The organism is Pseudomonas sp. NFPP02 (assembly GCF_900119355.1).
Classification (GTDB): Bacteria; Pseudomonadota; Gammaproteobacteria; order Pseudomonadales; family Pseudomonadaceae; genus Aquipseudomonas; species Aquipseudomonas paracarnis.
This window is the reverse complement of record NZ_FPJI01000009.1, coordinates 165,585-183,625: the sequence shown is the minus strand read 5'-3', so window position 1 is coordinate 183,625 and position 18,041 is coordinate 165,585. Positions and strand designations below refer to the sequence as shown.

General features: G+C 60.3%; 16 protein-coding genes. 13 read left to right on the top strand and 3 right to left on the bottom strand.

The window, feature by feature from the left end; all coding sequences use genetic code 11:
• Positions 1 to 32: 32 nt before the first annotated feature.
• The gene (locus BT204_RS17345) at positions 33 to 2,141 is read right to left on the bottom strand and encodes a molybdopterin oxidoreductase family protein (protein ID WP_072447615.1); all 2,109 of its coding nucleotides are present in this window, start codon (positions 2,139 to 2,141) and stop codon (positions 33 to 35) included.
• 433 nt (positions 2,142 to 2,574) lie between these two features.
• Here BT204_RS17345 and argF point away from each other — a divergent pair, with 433 nt between their 5' ends.
• Both argF and BT204_RS17330 read left to right on the top strand, forming a co-directional pair.
• Positions 2,575 to 3,495 (top strand): ornithine carbamoyltransferase, encoded by a 921-nt coding sequence (gene argF / locus BT204_RS17335; RefSeq protein ID WP_034126463.1) that lies wholly within the window; start codon positions 2,575 to 2,577, stop codon positions 3,493 to 3,495.
• On the top strand, positions 3,492 to 4,601 hold the full coding sequence (locus BT204_RS17330; protein WP_034126462.1) for an ABC transporter ATP-binding protein: 1,110 nt from the start codon (positions 3,492 to 3,494) through the stop codon (positions 4,599 to 4,601). Before argF ends, BT204_RS17330 begins: the two co-directional genes overlap by 4 nt.
• Before the next feature lie 134 nt (positions 4,602 to 4,735).
• Here the strand turns inward: BT204_RS17330 and ybaK are convergent, their stop codons facing one another.
• On the bottom strand, positions 4,736 to 5,206 hold the full coding sequence (ybaK, locus tag BT204_RS17325) for a Cys-tRNA(Pro) deacylase (protein ID WP_014717137.1): 471 nt from the start codon (positions 5,204 to 5,206) through the stop codon (positions 4,736 to 4,738).
• A gap of 325 nt (positions 5,207 to 5,531) precedes the next feature.
• Here ybaK and BT204_RS17320 point away from each other — a divergent pair, with 325 nt between their 5' ends.
• From BT204_RS17320 to BT204_RS17310, 3 genes are all read left to right on the top strand, one after another.
• The gene (locus BT204_RS17320) at positions 5,532 to 6,389 is read left to right on the top strand and encodes an MIP/aquaporin family protein (RefSeq protein WP_014717136.1); all 858 of its coding nucleotides are present in this window, start codon (positions 5,532 to 5,534) and stop codon (positions 6,387 to 6,389) included.
• 76 nt (positions 6,390 to 6,465) lie between these two features.
• Positions 6,466 to 7,971 carry a glycerol kinase GlpK gene (glpK, locus tag BT204_RS17315; protein WP_032893327.1) on the top strand — a complete coding sequence of 502 codons (1,506 nt, stop codon included), beginning with the start codon at positions 6,466 to 6,468 and terminating at the stop codon, positions 7,969 to 7,971.
• A 94-nt stretch (positions 7,972 to 8,065) separates the two neighbouring features.
• Positions 8,066 to 8,821: a DeoR/GlpR family transcriptional regulator gene (locus BT204_RS17310; protein ID WP_003188962.1), complete on the top strand. Its 756-nt coding sequence runs from the start codon at positions 8,066 to 8,068 to the stop codon at positions 8,819 to 8,821.
• 54 nt (positions 8,822 to 8,875) lie between these two features.
• Here the strand turns inward: BT204_RS17310 and BT204_RS27565 are convergent, their stop codons facing one another.
• Positions 8,876 to 9,094 (bottom strand): hypothetical protein, encoded by a 219-nt coding sequence (locus BT204_RS27565; protein WP_139271523.1) that lies wholly within the window; start codon positions 9,092 to 9,094, stop codon positions 8,876 to 8,878.
• On the opposite strand from BT204_RS27565, the gene glpD reads away from it, so the two are divergent.
• The 8 genes from glpD (at position 9,081) to BT204_RS17270 (ending at position 18,005) form a co-directional block, all read left to right on the top strand.
• Positions 9,081 to 10,619, top strand: a complete 1,539-nt coding sequence (gene glpD, locus BT204_RS17305; protein ID WP_072447611.1) for a glycerol-3-phosphate dehydrogenase — start codon at positions 9,081 to 9,083, stop codon at positions 10,617 to 10,619. The two genes, BT204_RS27565 and glpD, sit on opposite strands and share 14 nt — an antisense overlap.
• A gap of 370 nt (positions 10,620 to 10,989) precedes the next feature.
• A complete protein-coding gene (locus tag BT204_RS17300; protein ID WP_003188957.1) occupies positions 10,990 to 11,916 on the top strand; it encodes a glutamate/aspartate ABC transporter substrate-binding protein in 927 nt (308 codons plus the stop codon).
• Positions 11,917 to 12,110: 194 nt separating this feature from the next.
• Complete coding sequence (locus BT204_RS17295) at positions 12,111 to 12,857, top strand: amino acid ABC transporter permease (protein WP_014717132.1); 747 nt, start codon at positions 12,111 to 12,113, stop codon at positions 12,855 to 12,857.
• Positions 12,857 to 13,528: an amino acid ABC transporter permease gene (locus BT204_RS17290; RefSeq protein WP_003188954.1), complete on the top strand. Its 672-nt coding sequence runs from the start codon at positions 12,857 to 12,859 to the stop codon at positions 13,526 to 13,528. The genes BT204_RS17295 and BT204_RS17290 overlap by 1 nt, the downstream gene beginning before the upstream one ends.
• The gene (locus tag BT204_RS17285) at positions 13,525 to 14,259 is read left to right on the top strand and encodes an amino acid ABC transporter ATP-binding protein (protein ID WP_003188952.1); all 735 of its coding nucleotides are present in this window, start codon (positions 13,525 to 13,527) and stop codon (positions 14,257 to 14,259) included. Before BT204_RS17290 ends, BT204_RS17285 begins: the two co-directional genes overlap by 4 nt.
• A 172-nt stretch (positions 14,260 to 14,431) precedes the next feature.
• Entirely contained in the window at positions 14,432 to 16,333 is a 1,902-nt protein-coding gene (locus BT204_RS17280) for a two-component sensor histidine kinase AauS (protein WP_054897713.1), read from the top strand.
• The gene (locus BT204_RS17275; RefSeq protein WP_034126459.1) at positions 16,330 to 17,667 is read left to right on the top strand and encodes a two-component response regulator AauR; all 1,338 of its coding nucleotides are present in this window, start codon (positions 16,330 to 16,332) and stop codon (positions 17,665 to 17,667) included. The genes BT204_RS17280 and BT204_RS17275 overlap by 4 nt, the downstream gene beginning before the upstream one ends.
• The gene (locus BT204_RS17270) at positions 17,667 to 18,005 is read left to right on the top strand and encodes a GlpM family protein (RefSeq protein ID WP_014717129.1); all 339 of its coding nucleotides are present in this window, start codon (positions 17,667 to 17,669) and stop codon (positions 18,003 to 18,005) included. The genes BT204_RS17275 and BT204_RS17270 overlap by 1 nt, the downstream gene beginning before the upstream one ends.
• The last annotated feature ends 36 nt before the right edge of the window (positions 18,006 to 18,041 follow it).

Genomic DNA, 18,041 nt, shown 5'->3' with positions numbered 1-18,041 from the left:
GCGCATTGTAACGCAAAAATCCAGCAGGATGCTCAGGCCGCCACCACCTTCACCGGTACGCCGTTGAGCGCCGCATTACCCGACAACTCGTCCAATTGCCGCTCGTCGGTCAAGTCATTGGCACTCGCCCCCGGCTGGCCGCTCGCAATGCTCATCTGCACGCCCGGACGACCGTGGCCCCAGCCGTGAGGCAGGCTGACCACACCCGGCATCATGTCCGTGCTGGCCGCTACTTCCACCTCGACCATACCGATACGCGAACTCACCCGCACCCGCTGACCATCGCTCAACTGACGGCTAGCCAGATCATCGGGGTGCATCAGCAGTTGATGGCGTGGCTTACCCTTCACCAGCCGGTGATAGTTATGCATCCAGGAATTATTGCTGCGCACATGCCGCCTGCCAATCAATAGCAGTTCGTCGGCCACCGGCACCGGCTGCGCGGCGAAACGCGCCAGGTCTGCCAGTATCACGGCCGGTGCCGCTTGCACCTTGCCATCCGCGGTTTTCAAACGTGCCGCGAGGTTGGGCTTGAGCGGCCCCAAGTCGACGCCATGGGGATGATCCGCCAGCATCGCCACCGACAGTTTATGACTGGATGCGTCACCATAGGCACCCGCACGCAGGCCAAAGTCGATCATCTGTGCCGGTGGCAGGGTGGGCTTGAGCACCGCGCCAGTGTGCGCCGCAAACGCCTTGGCCAAGCCGACAAAGATCTCCCAGTCATGCAATGCACCCTCAGGCTTGGGCAGGATGGCGCGATTGAAGCGTGTGACATTGCGTACCGCGAACAAATTGAAGGTAGTGTCGTAGTGATCGTTTTCCAGCGCCGAGGTGGAGGGCAAGATCAGGTCGGCATAACGCGTGGTCTCGTTGATATACAGGTCGATGCTGACCATGAACTCCAACCCGTCCAGGGCTTGTTCCAATTGGCGGCCGTTAGGCGTGGACAGTACCGGGTTGCCGGCCACCGTCACCAGGGCGCGGATCTGCCCTTCACCCTCGGTCAGCATTTCTTCGGCCAGGGCTGACACCGGCAGTTCTCCGCCGTACTCCGGCCGCCCGGACACGCGGCTCTGCCAGCGGTTGAAATGGCCGCCGCTGGTGGAGGCCACCAGGTCCACCGCGGGGCTGGTGCAGAGCGCGCCGCCGACACGGTCCAGGTTGCCGGTCACCAGGTTGATCAGTTGCACCAGCCAATGGCACAGCGTGCCAAACGCTTGGGTCGAGACCCCCATGCGGCCATAACAAACGGCCTTGTCAGCGCCGGCGAAGTCCCTGGCCAACTGGCGAATCTGCTCGGCAGGCACCGCACACTGGCGGCTCATGGCCTCGGCATCGAAGCCGGCAATCGCCTTGCGTACATCATCCAGGCCTTGCACCGGCAAATGGCTGTCGCGTGTCAGCCCTTCGGAGAACAAAGTGTTGAGCACCCCAAACAACAATGCCGCATCGCCGCCGGGGCGTACGAACACGTGCTGGTCCGCGATGGCTGCCGTCTCGCTGCGCCGAGGGTCGACCACCACCACTTTTCCGCCCCGCGCCTGGATGGCCTTGAGGCGTTTCTCCACATCGGGCACAGTCATGATGCTGCCATTGGAAGCCAGCGGGTTGCCGCCGAGAATCAACATGAAGTCGGTCTGGTCGATATCGGGTATGGGCAACAACAGGCCGTGGCCGTACATCAGGTGACTGGTGAGGTGATGAGGCAGTTGGTCTACCGAGGTCGCGGAAAAACGATTGCGCGTCTTCAACAGCCCTAGAAAGTAGTTGCTGTGGGTCATCAACCCATAGTTATGCACGCTTGGGTTGCCCTGATACACCGCCACCGCGTTCTGCCCATGCCGCGTCTGGATACCCGCAAGCCGCTCGGCCACCAGGGCAAAGGCTTCATCCCAGCCAATCGGCTGCCATTCGCTGCCCACCCGCCGCATGGGTTGGTGCAGGCGGTCCGGGTCATTCTGGATGTCCTGCAGGGCCACCGCCTTGGGGCAGATGTGGCCGCGACTGAAACTGTCCAGAGGGTCGCCCTTGATCGAGGTGATCGCCAGGCTACCGTCTTCGGCTTGGGTGGTTTCCAGGGTGAGGCCGCAGATGGCTTCGCACAGGTGGCAGGCACGGTGGTGGAGAGTCTTGGTCATGGCCAGTCTCTTTTATAGGGGCTTTGACTCAACTATGGGCCGCGACCACTTGGCGCGCCAGCAACCTTCGCGTTGTGAATCGACGGGCATAGGCCAGGGCATGGCTAAGCATGAGCAAATGTTTCAGAAACCTTGTCAGCAGGCGCTGAAACCGACGCGACCTGGCCCAAGCCCGCCCCCGCGCATTGCAAAAGGCCTGGACGCCAGTGTACAAATGGTTCGCTGCTGTCAGGAATTCGTCTTCAAACGCGCGCCAGCGCCCTGCTTGAACACCCCTAAAGCCGTAGCCCTATTGGTAAAACGCGACATTTAATGTCAATATCGCGTCTTCCCCTATTTCGTCGCCCCGTGCGGCTTTCGCCGCAGGTCTCGCCCGTTGTCGCAATAAACAAGGCTTTGAGTATCTGCGGTCTGTTGCAAAAGGTAGTTAATGATGAGCGCAAGGCACTTTCTCTCCCTGATGGATTGCACGCCCGAAGAGCTGGTCAGCGTGATCCGTCGAGGCATTGAGCTTAAAGACCTGCGTAACCGCGGTGTACTGTTTGAGCCGTTGAAAAACCGGGTACTCGGGATGATTTTCGAAAAGTCCTCGACCCGCACACGCCTGTCGTTCGAAGCCGGCATGATCCAGCTGGGTGGCCAGGCCATCTTCCTGTCACCGCGCGACACCCAACTGGGCCGTGGTGAGCCGATCAGCGATTGCGCCATCGTGATGTCGCGCATGCTCGATGCCGTGATGATCCGTACCTTCGCCCACAGCACCTTGACCGAATTTGCCGCCAACTCCCGTGTGCCCGTGATCAACGGCCTGTCCGATGACCTGCACCCCTGCCAGTTGCTGGCCGACATGCAAACCTTCCTCGAGCACCGTGGCTCGATCCAAGGCAAGACCGTGGCCTGGATCGGCGATGGCAACAACATGTGCAACAGCTATATAGAAGCGGCGATCCAGTTCGACTTCCACCTGCGCATCGCCTGCCCTGAAGGCTACGAGCCCAGCGCCGAGTTCATGGCCAAGGCCGATGGCCGTGTGCAACTGCTGCGCGATCCGAAAGACGCAGTGGTCGGCGCGCACCTGGTCAGCACCGACGTCTGGACCTCCATGGGCCAGGAAGACGAAACCGCCAAGCGCCTGGCCCAGTTTGCGCCGTTCCAGGTGACCCGTGCGTTGCTCGACCTGGCCGCGCCAGACGTGCTGTTCATGCACTGCCTGCCCGCCCACCGGGGCGAAGAAATCAGCCAGGACCTGCTCGACGATTCGCGCTCAGTCGCGTGGGATCAGGCCGAGAACCGCCTGCATGCGCAAAAAGCCTTGCTCGAATTCCTCGTACCACCGTCGTACCACCACGCATGAGCCAGTCATTACTGCTGAACCTGCGCAATCTGGCATGCGGTTATCAAGACCAGCGCGTCGTGCAGAACCTCAACCTGCACCTCAACGCCGGCGATATCGGTTGCCTGCTCGGCTCTTCAGGGTGTGGCAAGACCACTACCCTGCGCGCGATTGCTGGCTTTGAGCCAGTGCATGAAGGCGAAATCAGCCTGGCGGGCGAAGTCATCTCCCGTGCCGGTTTCACCCTCGCCCCGGAAAAACGTCGTATCGGCATGGTGTTCCAGGACTACGCGTTGTTCCCGCACCTGAGCGTGGCTGACAACATCGCCTTTGGCATTCGCAAGCACCCGCAAAAAGAGCGCGTAGTTGCCGAGTTGCTGGAACTGGTCAACTTGAAGAACCTGGGCAAGCGCTTCCCCCATGAGCTTTCCGGTGGTCAGCAACAACGCGTCGCTCTCGCCCGGGCCCTGGCGCCGGAGCCGCAACTGCTGTTGCTGGATGAACCCTTTTCCAACCTCGATGGCGAACTGCGCCGCAAGCTCAGCCATGAAGTGCGCGACATCCTCAAGGCTCGCGGCACCAGCGCGATCCTGGTAACCCATGATCAGGAAGAGGCCTTCGCCGTCAGCGATCACGTCGGGGTCTTCAAGGAAGGCCGCCTTGAGCAGTGGGACACGCCCTACAACCTCTATCACGAACCGCAGACGCCTTACGTCGCCAGTTTCATCGGCCAAGGGTATTTCATCCGTGGTCGGCTGAACTCGCCCGAATCGGTCAGCACTGAACTGGGCGACCTGCGCGGCAACCGTGCCTACACCTTGCCGACCGGCGCTGCGGTGGACGTGCTGCTGCGCCCGGACGATATCGTGTATGCGCCGGACAGCGCGTTGAAAGCCCGGATCGTCGGCAAGACCTTCCTCGGCGCCTCAACGCTGTACCGGTTACAGCTGCCGACCGGCGCTCAGCTGGAGTCGATTTTCCCCAGCCATGCCGATCACCAAGTGGGCGCGGAGGTGGGGATTCGTGTGGCGGCTGAGCATTTGGTGGTGTTCCAGGCATCCGGCAGCACAGCGGCGCAAATTCCTGCTGTTGAGTCAGGCGTGCGCCGCCACAGCGTCGCTCACTGATAAAACCGGGTCGGGATGTAGGAGCTGGCTTGCCTGCGATGCAGACAACTCGGGTTATCTGTTACACCGCGTTGATGCTATCGCAGGCAAGCCAGCTCCCACATTTGATCCTCATAGACTTCAAAGAATGAATATCAGGCCCGCCCGATCGGTGCGAATTTGGCCTGGGTGTGTTCAGCCAACACCGCCGCTGGCAATTCAACTTCCAATCCTCTTCTGCCCGCGCTGACAAAAATCGTTGCAAAGGGTTGCGCCGTTTCATCGATAAACGTGCGCAGCCGCTTCTTCTGACCCAGCGGGCTGATGCCGCCCAACAGATAACCCGTGGAACGCTGCGCCGCTGCCGGGTCAGCCATTTCGACTTTCTTCACACCCGCAGCATGAGCCAGGGCTTTCAAGTCCAGACTTCCGACGACCGGCACAACCGCCACCAACAATTCACCCTTCTCACTGCTCGCCAGCAGCGTCTTGAACACTTGGGCCGGGTCCAGGCTCAATTTTTCCGCGGCCTCCAGCCCATACGAGGCTGCCTTGGGATCATGTTCATAACTATGCACACGATGTTCGGCGCGAACTTTTTTCAACAGGTCCAATGCAGGGGTCATAACGGCTCCGGGCGGGCAAACTGATGGCCAATTCTAGGCCAAGCCTACCTAAAACGCTCTAGCACAGACCTATCACCGCAAAAGCAACGTGCCTTGGCCATGATCATTCACCACACCAATAGTTCGGAAATGACCAATGGTTCACTTTCGACCTTTGACAGCGGTCATTCTTGTCTATATTTTTTCGTTTCCGAATACCGTAGGAATAATTCTCTGGTACTCCGCAGTGAGCCACGATCCAGGATGGGGATCCTTCTCGTGGTGAATATCGCGCAACTGCCCGTTGAGGCCGTGCGCAAGACAAGAACAACAATTGAGGTTTTCCATGACAACTGCTCTTCAACAGCCTTCACTTTCGAGCCAATGCATGGCCGAATTCCTGGGCACCGCGCTGCTGATCTTCTTCGGTACAGGATGCGTCGCCGCGCTCAAGGTCGCGGGTGCGAGCTTTGGCTTATGGGAAATCAGTATCATCTGGGGGGTCGGCGTGAGCATGGCGATCTACCTGAGTGCCGGTATTTCCGGGGCTCACCTCAACCCGGCGGTCAGTATCGCCCTGTGCATCTTTGCCGATTTTGAAAAGCGCAAACTGCCCTTCTATATTCTTGCCCAGGTCGCCGGCGCCTTTTGCTCCGCCGCCCTGGTGTACACGCTCTACAGCAATCTGTTTTTCGATTACGAACAAACCCACCACATGGTCCGCGGCTCACAAGCCAGCCTGGAATTGGCGTCGGTGTTCTCCACCTATCCCCATGCGCTGCTGAGCACGGCCCAGGCATTCCTGGTGGAGATGGTCATCACCGCCATCCTGATGGGCGTGATCATGGCTCTGACCGATGATAACAACGGCCTGCCACGCGGCCCCCTGGCCCCCCTGCTGATCGGTTTGCTGATCGCCGTAATCGGCAGCGCCATGGGCCCGTTGACTGGCTTTGCGATGAACCCGGCACGGGATTTCGGTCCCAAGCTGATGACCTTTTTCGCCGGTTGGGGTGAAATGGCCTTTACTGGCGGTCGCGATATTCCTTATTTCCTGGTGCCGATTTTCGCTCCGATTGTCGGCGCATGCCTGGGCGCTGCGGCCTATCGCGGGCTGATTGCTCGCCACCTGCCGAGCGCCGCACCGGCTATCGCTGAAGAAACACCTGACACGGCTGTCAACGGCAAGACTCGTATTTCCTGAAAGCGCCAGCCTGGTCCCCTGCCCTTCGCGGCCCAGGCTGATTTCTGACTTCCTTATTTCGTCCAAGGCAATTGACATGACCGACCTTCAGAATAAGAACTACATCATTGCCCTTGATCAGGGCACCACCAGTTCCCGGGCGATCATCTTCGATCGTGACGCCAACGTGGTGTGTACCGCCCAGCGTGAATTCGTCCAGCATTACCCGCAGGCTGGCTGGGTTGAACATGACCCGATGGAAATCTTCGCCACCCAGAGCGCGGTGATGGTCGAAGCGCTGGCGCAGGCCGGCCTGCACCATGACCAGGTGGCCGCCATCGGTATCACCAACCAGCGTGAAACCACGGTGGTCTGGGACAAGATCACCGGCCGCCCGATCTATAACGCTATTGTCTGGCAGTGCCGCCGCAGTACCGAGATCTGCCAGCAGCTCAAGCGCGACGGCCATGAGCAATACATCAGCGACACCACGGGCCTTGTGACCGACCCGTACTTCTCCGGCACCAAGCTCAAGTGGATCCTCGACAACGTCGAAGGCAGCCGCGAACGTGCGCGCAATGGCGAACTGCTGTTCGGCACCGTCGACAGCTGGCTGATCTGGAAATTTACCGGCGGCAAGACCCACGTCACCGACTACACCAACGCGTCGCGCACCATGCTCTTCAACATCCACACCCTGGAGTGGGATGCGAAGATGCTGGAGATTCTCGACATCCCACGGGAAATGCTCCCTGAAGTGAAGTCGTCGTCGGAAATCTATGGCCGTACCAAGAGCGGCATCGCTATCGGTGGCATTGCCGGCGACCAGCAAGCGGCCCTGTTTGGCCAGATGTGCGTGGAAGCGGGCCAGGCCAAGAACACCTACGGCACCGGCTGCTTCCTGCTGATGAACACCGGCGACAAGGCGGTGAAATCCAAGCACGGCATGCTCACCACCATTGCCTGCGGCCCGCGCGGTGAGGTGGCCTATGCCCTGGAAGGCGCGGTCTTCAACGGTGGCTCCACCGTGCAATGGCTACGTGACGAGCTGAAGATCATCAACGATGCCCACGACACCGAATACTTTGCCGGCAAGGTCAAGGACAGCAACGGCGTGTACCTGGTACCCGCTTTCACCGGTCTCGGCGCGCCCTACTGGGACCCGTATGCCCGTGGCGCACTGTTCGGCCTGACCCGTGGCGTACGCGTAGACCACATTATTCGCGCAGCCCTGGAGTCGATTGCCTACCAGACCCGCGACGTCCTCGACGCCATGCAACAGGACTCGGGCGAACGCCTCAAGGCCCTGCGCGTGGACGGCGGCGCGGTTGCCAACAACTTCCTGATGCAATTCCAGGCCGACATCCTCGGCACCCAGGTAGAACGCCCGCAAATGCGCGAGACCACTGCCCTCGGCGCGGCCTACCTGGCGGGCCTGGCGTGTGGCTTCTGGGGCAGCCTGGACGAGTTGCGCGGCAAGGCGGTAATCGAGCGCGAGTTCGAGCCACAGCTGGACGAGGCGGCCAAAGAGAAACTCTACGCCGGCTGGCAAAAAGCTGTGAGCCGCACCCGTGACTGGGAGCCGCACGAAGGCGCCGAATAAACCAAGCGCTGGCTTACGGCAGGTTGTAACTGGCAGGGAGCGGATTCCTGCGTCATCATGGGCCACTTTTGTATGGCAGCCCAAAGGACGCCCCATGAATCTGCCTCCCCGCCAACAACAAATCCTCGAACTGGTCCGCGAACGCGGGTACGTCAGTATCGAGGAAATGGCGCAGCTATTCGTTGTCACCCCGCAAACCATCCGCCGCGATATCAACCAGCTGGCGGACGCCAACCTGTTGCGCCGCTACCACGGCGGCGCAGCCTATGACTCCAGTGTCGAGAACACCGCGTACGCCATGCGTGCCGACCAGATGCGCGACGAGAAGCAACGCATCGGTGAAGCCATCGCCGCGCAGATTCCCGATCATGCCTCGCTGTTCATCAACATCGGCACCACCACCGAATCCATCGCCCGTGCGCTGCTCAATCACAGCCACCTGAAAATCATCACCAACAACCTCAACGTCGCCACCATGCTCAGTGCCAAGGACGACTTCGATGTGTTGCTCACCGGCGGCAATGTGCGCCGTGACGGTGGTGTGGTGGGCCAGGCCAGTGTCGACTTCATCAACCAGTTCAAGGTCGACTTTGCCCTGGTGGGCATCAGCGGGATCGACGAGGACGGCAGCCTGCTGGACTTCGATTACCAGGAGGTGCGGGTTTCCCAGGCAATCATCGCCAATGCGCGGCAGGTGATCCTGGCGGCGGACTCCAGCAAATTCGGGCGCAATGCCATGATTCGCCTGGGGCCGATCAGCCTGGTGGACTGCCTGGTGACTGACCAGCAGCCGGTGCCGGCGTTGGTGCAAGTGCTGAATGAGCACAAGGTGCGGCTGGAAGTCGTGTAGCGCTTGTACCGCCGCCTTCGCGAGCAAGCCCGACTCCCACAATTTGAAATGCGATCAAATGTGGGAGCCGGGCTTGCCCGCGATGACGCCCTCAACAACACCGATACATTCACCTTTGTTCATAATTCTTCCTTTCTCCGCCCTTCGATGAGTTTTTTCAATCGAAGTCGGGTGGCTGTGCCCGCAATTATCAGCTACCATTTTCGCAAATGAACATTCATGTTCGAATTCCAAGACGAAAAGATCGCGAGGCCAGCCGATGAACCCTTCCACCTTGCCTGCTCCACCGCTTGCCGAAGTCTATGACGTTGCCGTAATTGGTGGCGGGATCAATGGCGTCGGGATTGCAGCAGACGCAGCCGGTCGCGGTTTGTCGGTATTCCTTTGCGAAAAGGATGACTTGGCCAGCCACACCTCATCGGCCAGCAGCAAGCTGATCCACGGTGGACTGCGTTACCTGGAGCATTACGAATTCCGTCTGGTGCGTGAAGCATTGGCCGAACGCGAAGTACTGCTGGCCAAGGCACCGCACATCGTCAAGCAAATGCGCTTCGTACTGCCGCACCGCCCGCACCTGCGCCCGGCCTGGATGATTCGTGCTGGTCTGTTCCTTTATGACCACTTGGGCAAGCGCGAAAAGCTCGCGGGTTCCAAAAGCCTCAAGTTCGGTGCCGACAGCCCGCTGAAAAGCGAAATCACCAAAGGCTTTGAATACTCCGACTGCTGGGTCGACGACGCCCGCCTGGTGGTACTCAACGCCATGGCTGCCCGCGAGAAAGGCGCGCACATCCACACCCAGACCCGTTGCGTCAGCGCCAAGCGCAGCAACGGCATGTGGGAAATGAACATGGAACGTGCCGACGGCAGCCTGTTCTCGATCCGCGCCCGCGCCTTGGTGAATGCCGCCGGCCCATGGGTGGCCAAATTCATCCGGGACGACCTGAAGCTGGATTCACCGTACGGCATTCGTCTGATCCAGGGCAGCCACCTGATCGTGCCGAGACTGTACGAGGGTGCTCACGCGCATATTTTGCAAAACGAAGACCAACGCATCGTCTTCACCATTCCGTACCTGAACCACCTGACCATCATCGGCACCACCGACCGCGAATACACCGGCGACCCGGCTGCAGTGGCGATCACCGAAGGTGAAACCGACTACATGCTTAAAGTGGTCAACGCGCACTTCAAGAAACAGCTGAGCCGCGACGATATCGTCCACACCTACTCCGGCGTGCGCCCACTGTGCAATGACGAGTCGGACAACCCGTCGGCCATTACGCGTGACTACACCCTGTCGCTGTCCGGCAGCACCGGCGAAGCGCCGATCCTGTCGGTGTTCGGCGGCAAGCTGACCACCTATCGCAAACTGGCTGAGTCGGCCATGGCCCAACTGTCGCCGTACTTCACCCAGATGCGCCCAAGCTGGACTGCCACAGCCAGCCTGCCCGGTGGCGAACACATGACTACCCCAGAAGCCCTGGCCGATGCCATCCGCGCCAAGTTCGACTGGGTACCGAGCGAGATCGCCCGTCGCTGGTCCACCACCTACGGCAGCCGCACTTGGCGCTTGCTGGAAGGTGTGCAATCGCTCGCCGATCTGGGTGACCACTTGGGTGGCGGCCTCTATACCCGCGAAGTCGACTACCTGTGCGCCGAAGAGTGGGTAACACAACCGCAGGACGTGCTGTGGCGCCGTACCAAGCTTGGCCTGTTCACCACGCCGCAAGAGCAGGAAAACCTGCAGCGCTACTTGTCCAAGGTCGAGCAGAACCGCAGCAAGATCGAAGCCGCCTGACCGCCCCAGTGTAGGAGCGAGCTTGCTCGCGAAAAACCCGAGAGCGCCGCGTTTATTCAGCATAAACGCGGCGTTTTTGCGTTTTTGCGTTTTTCGCAAGCAAGCTCGCTCCTACGGACTATTCGGTTTTCCGAACGCACACCTCTGCCCTATTCGGTTTGCCGGACTACCGACCGAAAATACTGCCGACACAAAAAGTTAATTTCCATATAAATCATGAAGTTATCCTTTTGTTTTCGGTATGGCACGACTCATGCTCTACACTCTTCAACGATTGCCTGAGGCGCCTTAGGAGCCGTCACGGGCAGTCGCTTTACAAGAGAGCCGTTCAGCTGGCTTCATAAAAAAAACAAATGTCGAGGAAGTATTGATGCGCATCGTTCCCCATATCCTGGGCGCAGCTATCGCTGCTGCTCTGATCAGCACTCCAGTTTTTGCCGCCGAACTCACCGGCACACTGAAGAAAATCAACGACTCCGGCACCATCACTCTCGCTCACCGCGACAGCTCCATTCCGTTTTCCTACATCGCGGATGGCTCGGGCAAACCCGTGGGCTACTCCCACGACATCCAGTTGGCCGTTGTCGAGCAACTGAAAAAAGACCTGAACAAACCCGACCTCAAAGCCAAGTACAACCTGGTGACCTCGCAAACCCGTATCCCGTTGATCCAGAACGGCACCGCGGATCTGGAGTGCGGCTCCACCACCAACAACACCGAACGCGCCCAGCAAGTTGATTTCACCGTCAACATCTTCGAAATCGGCACCCGCCTGCTGGTCAAGAAAGACAAGGAAGGCAAGCCGTCCTACGCTGACTTTGCCGACCTGAAAGGCAAAAACGTCGTGACCACCGCCGGTACCACGTCCGAGCGCATCATCAAGGCGATGAACGCCGACAAGCAGATGGGCATGAACGTTATCTCCGCCAAAGACCACGGCGAATCCTTCCAGATGCTCGAAAGCGGCCGCGCCGTTGCATTCATGATGGACGACGCCCTGCTGGCCGGTGAAGAAGCCAAGGCCAAGAAGCCGGACGACTGGGTCATTACCGGTACTCCGCAGTCCTTTGAAGCCTACGCTTGCATGGTTCGCAAAGGCGACCCGGACTTCAAGAAAGCCGTGGATGACGCCATTGTCGCCCTGTACAAGTCCGGCGAGATCAACAAGATCTACGCCAAATGGTTCGAAAGCCCGATCCCACCGAAAGGCCTGAACCTTAACTTCCCGATGAGCGACAAGGTCAAGGAGCTGATCGCTAACCCTAGCGACAAACCAGCGCCAGAAGTAAAAATCTGATACCTGACTAAGCTTATGTCCTGAGGGAGCCAACCCTCCCTCAGGCGTCTGTAATTACCTGCTGGTTTTAACTTGGAACACTCGACCTGGCGGTTTTCGAGCCGATCGTGTGTGCCTGGCGTTCAACGTCAGGCGGGAACGGATCTTCCCCAAGCGGGTGCTTGTACATCGATCGATCTCGAGGGGAGACCCTAATGAATTACAACTGGGACTGGGGCGTGTTCTTCAAGTCCACCGGCGTGGGCAGCGAGACTTATCTCGACTGGTACCTCTCCGGGCTGGGCTGGACCATCGCCATCGCTGTCGTGGCATGGATTATCGCCTTGCTGCTGGGCTCCATTCTGGGGGTCATGCGCACGGTGCCAAACCGCCTCGTATCGGGCATCGCGACCTGCTACGTGGAACTGTTTCGTAACGTGCCGCTGCTGGTTCAGCTGTTCATCTGGTACTTCCTGGTACCGGACATGCTGCCGCAGAACCTGCAGGACTGGTACAAACAAGACCTGAACCCGACCACTTCAGCCTACCTGAGTGTCGTAGTGTGCCTGGGCCTGTTCACTGCCGCCCGTGTGTGCGAGCAAGTGCGTACCGGTATCCAGGCGCTGCCACGGGGCCAGGAATCCGCGGCGCGCGCCATGGGCTTCAAGCTGCCGCAGATCTACTGGAACGTGCTGCTGCCCCAGGCTTACCGCATCATCATTCCGCCGCTTACCTCGGAATTCCTCAACGTGTTCAAGAACTCCTCCGTGGCGTCCTTGATCGGCTTGATGGAACTGCTGGCGCAAACCAAACAGACCGCCGAGTTCTCGGCCAACCTGTTTGAAGCCTTCACCCTGGCCACGCTGATCTACTTCACCCTGAACATGAGCCTGATGCTGCTGATGCGCGTGGTCGAGAAGAAAGTCGCAGTGCCCGGCCTGATCTCCGTGGGGGGCAAATAATGGACTTCGATTTCAGCGGCATCATCCCCGCCATCCCGGGCCTGTGGAACGGCATGGTCATGACCTTGAAGCTGATGGTCATGGGTGTGGTCGGCGGCATCATCATCGGGACCATTCTGGCCCTGATGCGCTTGTCGTCCAACAAACTGCTGTCCCGCGTGGCCGGCGCCTATGTGAACTACTTCCGCTCGATCCCGCTGCTGCTGGTGATCACCTGGTTCTACCTGGCGGTACCGTTCGTGCTGCGCTGGATCACCGGCGAAGACACCCCGATCGGCGCGTTCACCTCCTGCGTCGTGGCGTTCATGATGTTCGAGGCCGCGTACTTCTGCGAAATCGTACGAGCCGGCGTGCAGTCGATTCCCAAGGGCCAGATGGCGGCAGCACAGGCCATGGGCATGACCTACGGCCAGACCATGCGCCTGATCATCCTGCCCCAGGCGTTCCGCAAGATGACGCCGTTGCTGCTGCAACAGTCGATCATCCTGTTCCAGGACACCTCCCTGGTCTACACCGTGGGCCTGGTGGACTTCCTCAACTCCGCCCGCTCCAACGGCGACATCATCGGCCGCTCCAACGAGTTCCTGATCTTTGCCGGTGTCGTCTACTTCATCATCAGCTTTTCCGCCTCGCTGCTGGTCAAGCGTCTGCAAAAAAGGTTTGCCGTATGATCTCTATCAAGAACATCAACAAGTGGTATGGCGACTTCCAGGTGCTGACCGATTGCAGCACCGAGGTTAAAAAAGGCGAAGTGATCGTGGTGTGCGGGCCATCCGGCTCGGGCAAATCCACCCTGATCAAGTGCGTCAACGCACTGGAACCGTTCCAGAAGGGCGACATCGTGGTCGACGGCACCTCCATCGCCGACCCGAAGACCAACCTGCCAAAACTGCGTTCGCGCGTAGGCATGGTGTTCCAGCACTTCGAGCTGTTCCCGCACCTGACCATCACCGAAAACCTGACCATCGCGCAGATCAAGGTGCTGGGCCGCAGCAAGGAAGAGGCCACCAAGAAGGGCCTGCAACTGCTCGACCGCGTGGGCTTGTCGGCACACGCCCACAAGCACCCAGGCCAGCTCTCCGGCGGCCAGCAACAACGTGTGGCGATTGCCCGCGCCCTGGCCATGGACCCGATCGTCATGCTGTTCGACGAACCGACCTCGGCGCTGGACCCGGAAATGGTCAACGAAGTGCTCGACGTGATGGTGCAACTGGCCCACGAAGGCATGACCATGATGTGCGTGACCCACGAAATGGGCTTTGCGCGCAAAGTGGCCGACCGCGTGATCTTCATGGACGCCGGCAAGATCATCGAAGACTGCCCGAAAGAAGAGTTCTTCGGCGACATCAGCGCCCGCTCCGAGCGTGCGCAGCACTTCCTCGAGAAAATCCTGCAGCACTAAAAGCAACACCGTTCGTCCTGTAGGAGCCGGGCTTGTGTGGGAGCTGGCTTGCCTGCGATGGCATCGCCTCGGTGCAACTGTTACACCGAGGCGCCTGCATCGCGGGCAAGCCCGGCTCCCACACAAGCCCGCTCTTACACTGGCGAGAAGTAGCTGACCCAAGGCATCTGTGATGAAATGCGACCCCAATCAATATCGCGCCGCGCCGCCATCACTTGCCGTGAAGCCTCGTCTGATACGCCAACTGTTCCTGCCGCCGTTGATCATCGCCCTGATGGTCGGCCTGGGTTATATCGGCTTCTGGGTCAGTGACTACTACGGCATCCGCACCCTCAGCGACAACGGCGAACGCCAGTTGGAGCTGCACGCCCGCACCGTCGAAAGCGAACTGAGCAAGTACACCTACCTGCCCAGCCTGCTGGAACTGGAGTCCAGTGTTTCCCAACTGCTCGCCGACCCGAACCAGGAAACCCGCAAGACGGTCAACGACTACCTCGAAGGCCTGAACCGCCGCAGTCGCAGCCGCGCCATCTATGTAATGGACACCACCGGTCGTGTGCTGGCCACCAGTAACTGGCGCGATGCCGACAGTTACCAAGGTGAGGACCTGTCCTTTCGCGCCTATTTCCAGAACGCTGTACGCGGCCAGCCCGGTCGTTTCTACGGCATCGGCAGCACCAACGGCGAACCCGGCTATTACCTGGCCCACGGCCTGGAAGAGCACGGCAAGATCATCGGCGTCGCCGTGGTCAAGGTGCGCCTCGAAGCCCTTGAAGAGCGCTGGCAACGTGCGCGCCTCGAAGCTTTCGTGAGCGATGAGAACGGCATCATTATTCTTTCCAGCGACCCGGCGCGTCGCCTCAAGGCTGTACGCCCGCTGAGCGATGACACCAAGGACCGCCTGGCCCACAGCCTGCAATATTACTGGGCGACGCTCAATGAACTGCAACCCCTGGCCCGTGAGCGCCTGAACGAAGGCACCGAGAAACTGACCTTCCCGGCCAACACCGAAGTGGTCAACGACCAGCACGCCGTCAGCTACCTGGCGCAGACCCGCCCGCTCAACGACACGCCGTGGAACTTCACCCTGCTCACCCCGCTCAACGACCTGCGCCGCGCCGCGATCAACCAGGGCATCCTGGTGGCCGTCGCCTTTGGCCTGGTCGCCTTCCTGCTAATCGCCTGGAACGAACGGCGCAAGGTCATCGCCACCCGCCTCGCCGCACGGGAAGCCTTGCAGGAAGCCAACAGCCAGCTTGAGCGTCGGATTGCCGAACGCACCGCCGACCTGCGCGCCAGCAACGAACGGCTCAAGGGCCAGATTCGCGAACGACGCCAGGCCGAAGAAACCCTGCGCCACGCCCAGGACGAACTGGTGCAGGCCGGCAAACTCGCGGCCATCGGCCAGATGTCCACCAGCATAGCCCATGAACTGAATCAGCCGCTGGCGGCGCTGCGCACGCTGTCGGGCAACACCGTACGCTTCCTTGAGCGCGGCGCCCTGGACACTGCCAGCACCAACCTCAAGACCATCAACGAACTGATCGACCGCATGGGCCGCATCACCGCCAGCTTGCGTTCCTTTGCCCGGCGCGGTGACGACCAGGGCGAAGCCAGCCTCGGCAAGGCCGTGGACGCCGCGTTCCAGGTGCTCGGCGCGCGCCTGGACAGCCTGCCGTTGACCGTGCACCGTGACTTTGCCAACGCCCAATTGCAGATCGACCAGACCCGCCTGGAGCAGATCCTGGTCAACCTGATCGGTAACGCGCTCGATGCGATGCAGGCCCAAGCAGTGCCGCAACTGTGGCTGGAAGGCCAGAACGGCGATGGCAAATACCGCCTGTTGGTGCGTGACAATGGCCACGGCATCGACCCCGAGGCGCGCAAGCATTTGTTCGAACCCTTTTTTACCACCAAGCCCGGCGAACAAGGCCTGGGCTTGGGCCTGACCCTTTCCGCAAGCCTCGCGGCCGCCACAGGCGGTAGCCTTGCCGTGGAACATCCGGCCAATGGTGGTACCGCCTTTGTCCTGAACCTGCCATTGGTGGGCGCTCAACGAGCTGAGTCGACATGAATACACAAGCCCAAGACCTTACCGTCCTGATCGTCGAAGACGACCCCCATGTACTGCTCGGTTGCCAGCAAGCATTGGCGCTCGAAGACATCACCAGCGTCGGCGTGGGCAGCGCCGAAGAAGCGCTCAAGCGCATCGGCGAAAACTTTGCCGGCATCGTCATCAGCGATATCCGCCTGCCGGGCATCGATGGCCTGGAACTGCTGACCCGCCTCAAGGCCCTGGATAAAAGCCTGCCGGTGGTGTTGATCACCGGGCATGGCGATATCTCCATGGCGGTGGGCGCCATGCGTAACGGCGCCTACGACTTCATGGAGAAACCCTTCTCGCCCGAACGCCTGGTGGACGTGGCACGCCGCGCCCTGGAACAACGCGGGCTGGCGCGGGAAGTCTGGTCGCTACGCCGGCAACTGGCCGAACGCGACTCGCTGGAAGGCCGCATCATCGGCCGCTCGCCGGCCATGCAAAACCTGCGCGAACTGATTGCCAATGTCGCCGATACCTCGGCCAACGTGCTGATCGAAGGCGAGACCGGCACCGGCAAGGAACTGGTCGCGCGCTGCCTGCATGATTTCAGCCGGCGCCATACCCACCAGTTCGTCGCCCTCAACTGCGGTGGCCTGCCGGAAAACCTGTTTGAAAGCGAGATTTTCGGCCACGAGGCCAACGCCTTCACCGGCGCCGGCAAACGTCGCATCGGCAAGATCGAGCATGCCCATCAAGGCACGCTGTTCCTCGATGAAGTAGAGAGCATGCCGATCAACCTGCAGATCAAATTGCTGCGGGTGCTGCAAGAACGTACGTTGGAACGCCTGGGTTCGAACCAGAGCGTGGCAGTGGATTGCCGGGTAATCGCTGCCACCAAGTCCGACCTCGACGAGTTGAGCCGCGCCAGCCAGTTCCGCAGCGACCTGTACTACCGCCTCAACGTCGTCACCCTGGAACTGCCGCCTTTGCGCGAACGGCGCGAAGACATCCTGCAACTGTTCGAACACTTCCTGCAGCAATCGTCGCTACGCTTCGACCGGGCGGTGCCGGAGCTGGACAACCAGACCCTGTCCAGCCTGATGAGCCACGACTGGCCAGGCAACGTGCGTGAGCTGCGCAACGTCGCCGAACGTTTCGCCCTCGGCCTGCCCGCCTTCAAGAAAAGCGGCGCCGGCAGCGGCAACCAAGGGGTTGCCTTTACCGAGGCGGTGGAAGCCTTTGAGCGCAACCTGCTCAACGATGCCCTGCAACGCAGCGGCGGGAACCTGACCCAGGCCAGCCAGGAACTGGGGATGGCCAAGACCACCCTGTTCGACAAGGTCAAGAAATACGGGTTGAGTCACTGATGGATCTGTTCCTGAAGGCTGCACTTGGCGCCGCAGTGGTGCTGATCCTGGCGGCGCTGGCCAAGACCAGAAACTATTACATCGCAGGCTTGGTGCCGCTGTTTCCCACTTTTGCGCTGATCGCCCATTACATCGTCGGCAAAGGCCGAACGGTTGCGGACTTGAAGACCACGATCCTGTTCGGGATGTGGTCGATCATTCCGTACTTTGTGTATTTGGCGACGCTGTATGTGATGGTCGATCGGCTGCGGTTGGAGGCATCGCTGGCAGTCGCCGCCGTGGCCTGGTTGATGGCCGCGACGGTGTTGGTCAGCGTGTGGGTACGCCTGCACACCTGACGCAACACGGCAGATCGTTCCCACGCTCCCGCGTGG

Bases quoted from the DNA above. Each gene is read 5' to 3' on its own strand.
- BT204_RS17280 (WP_054897713.1), top strand. From the start codon at position 14,432: ATGAAATGCGACCCCAATCAATATCGCGCCGCGCCGCCATCACTTGCC.
- ybaK (WP_014717137.1), bottom strand. From the start codon at position 5,206: ATGACCCCTGCATTGGACCTGTTGAAAAAAGTTCGCGCCGAACATCGT.
- glpK (WP_032893327.1), top strand. From the start codon at position 6,466: ATGACCGACCTTCAGAATAAGAACTACATCATTGCCCTTGATCAGGGC.
- BT204_RS17295 (WP_014717132.1), top strand. From the start codon at position 12,111: ATGAATTACAACTGGGACTGGGGCGTGTTCTTCAAGTCCACCGGCGTG.
- BT204_RS17300 (WP_003188957.1), top strand. From the start codon at position 10,990: ATGCGCATCGTTCCCCATATCCTGGGCGCAGCTATCGCTGCTGCTCTG.
- BT204_RS17285 (WP_003188952.1), top strand. From the start codon at position 13,525: ATGATCTCTATCAAGAACATCAACAAGTGGTATGGCGACTTCCAGGTG.
- BT204_RS17310 (WP_003188962.1), top strand. From the start codon at position 8,066: ATGAATCTGCCTCCCCGCCAACAACAAATCCTCGAACTGGTCCGCGAA.
- BT204_RS17290 (WP_003188954.1), top strand. From the start codon at position 12,857: ATGGACTTCGATTTCAGCGGCATCATCCCCGCCATCCCGGGCCTGTGG.
- glpD (WP_072447611.1), top strand. From the start codon at position 9,081: ATGAACCCTTCCACCTTGCCTGCTCCACCGCTTGCCGAAGTCTATGAC.
- BT204_RS17320 (WP_014717136.1), top strand. From the start codon at position 5,532: ATGACAACTGCTCTTCAACAGCCTTCACTTTCGAGCCAATGCATGGCC.
- BT204_RS17345 (WP_072447615.1), bottom strand. From the start codon at position 2,141: ATGACCAAGACTCTCCACCACCGTGCCTGCCACCTGTGCGAAGCCATC.
- argF (WP_034126463.1), top strand. From the start codon at position 2,575: ATGAGCGCAAGGCACTTTCTCTCCCTGATGGATTGCACGCCCGAAGAG.
- BT204_RS17270 (WP_014717129.1), top strand. From the start codon at position 17,667: ATGGATCTGTTCCTGAAGGCTGCACTTGGCGCCGCAGTGGTGCTGATC.
- BT204_RS17275 (WP_034126459.1), top strand. From the start codon at position 16,330: ATGAATACACAAGCCCAAGACCTTACCGTCCTGATCGTCGAAGACGAC.
- BT204_RS17330 (WP_034126462.1), top strand. From the start codon at position 3,492: ATGAGCCAGTCATTACTGCTGAACCTGCGCAATCTGGCATGCGGTTAT.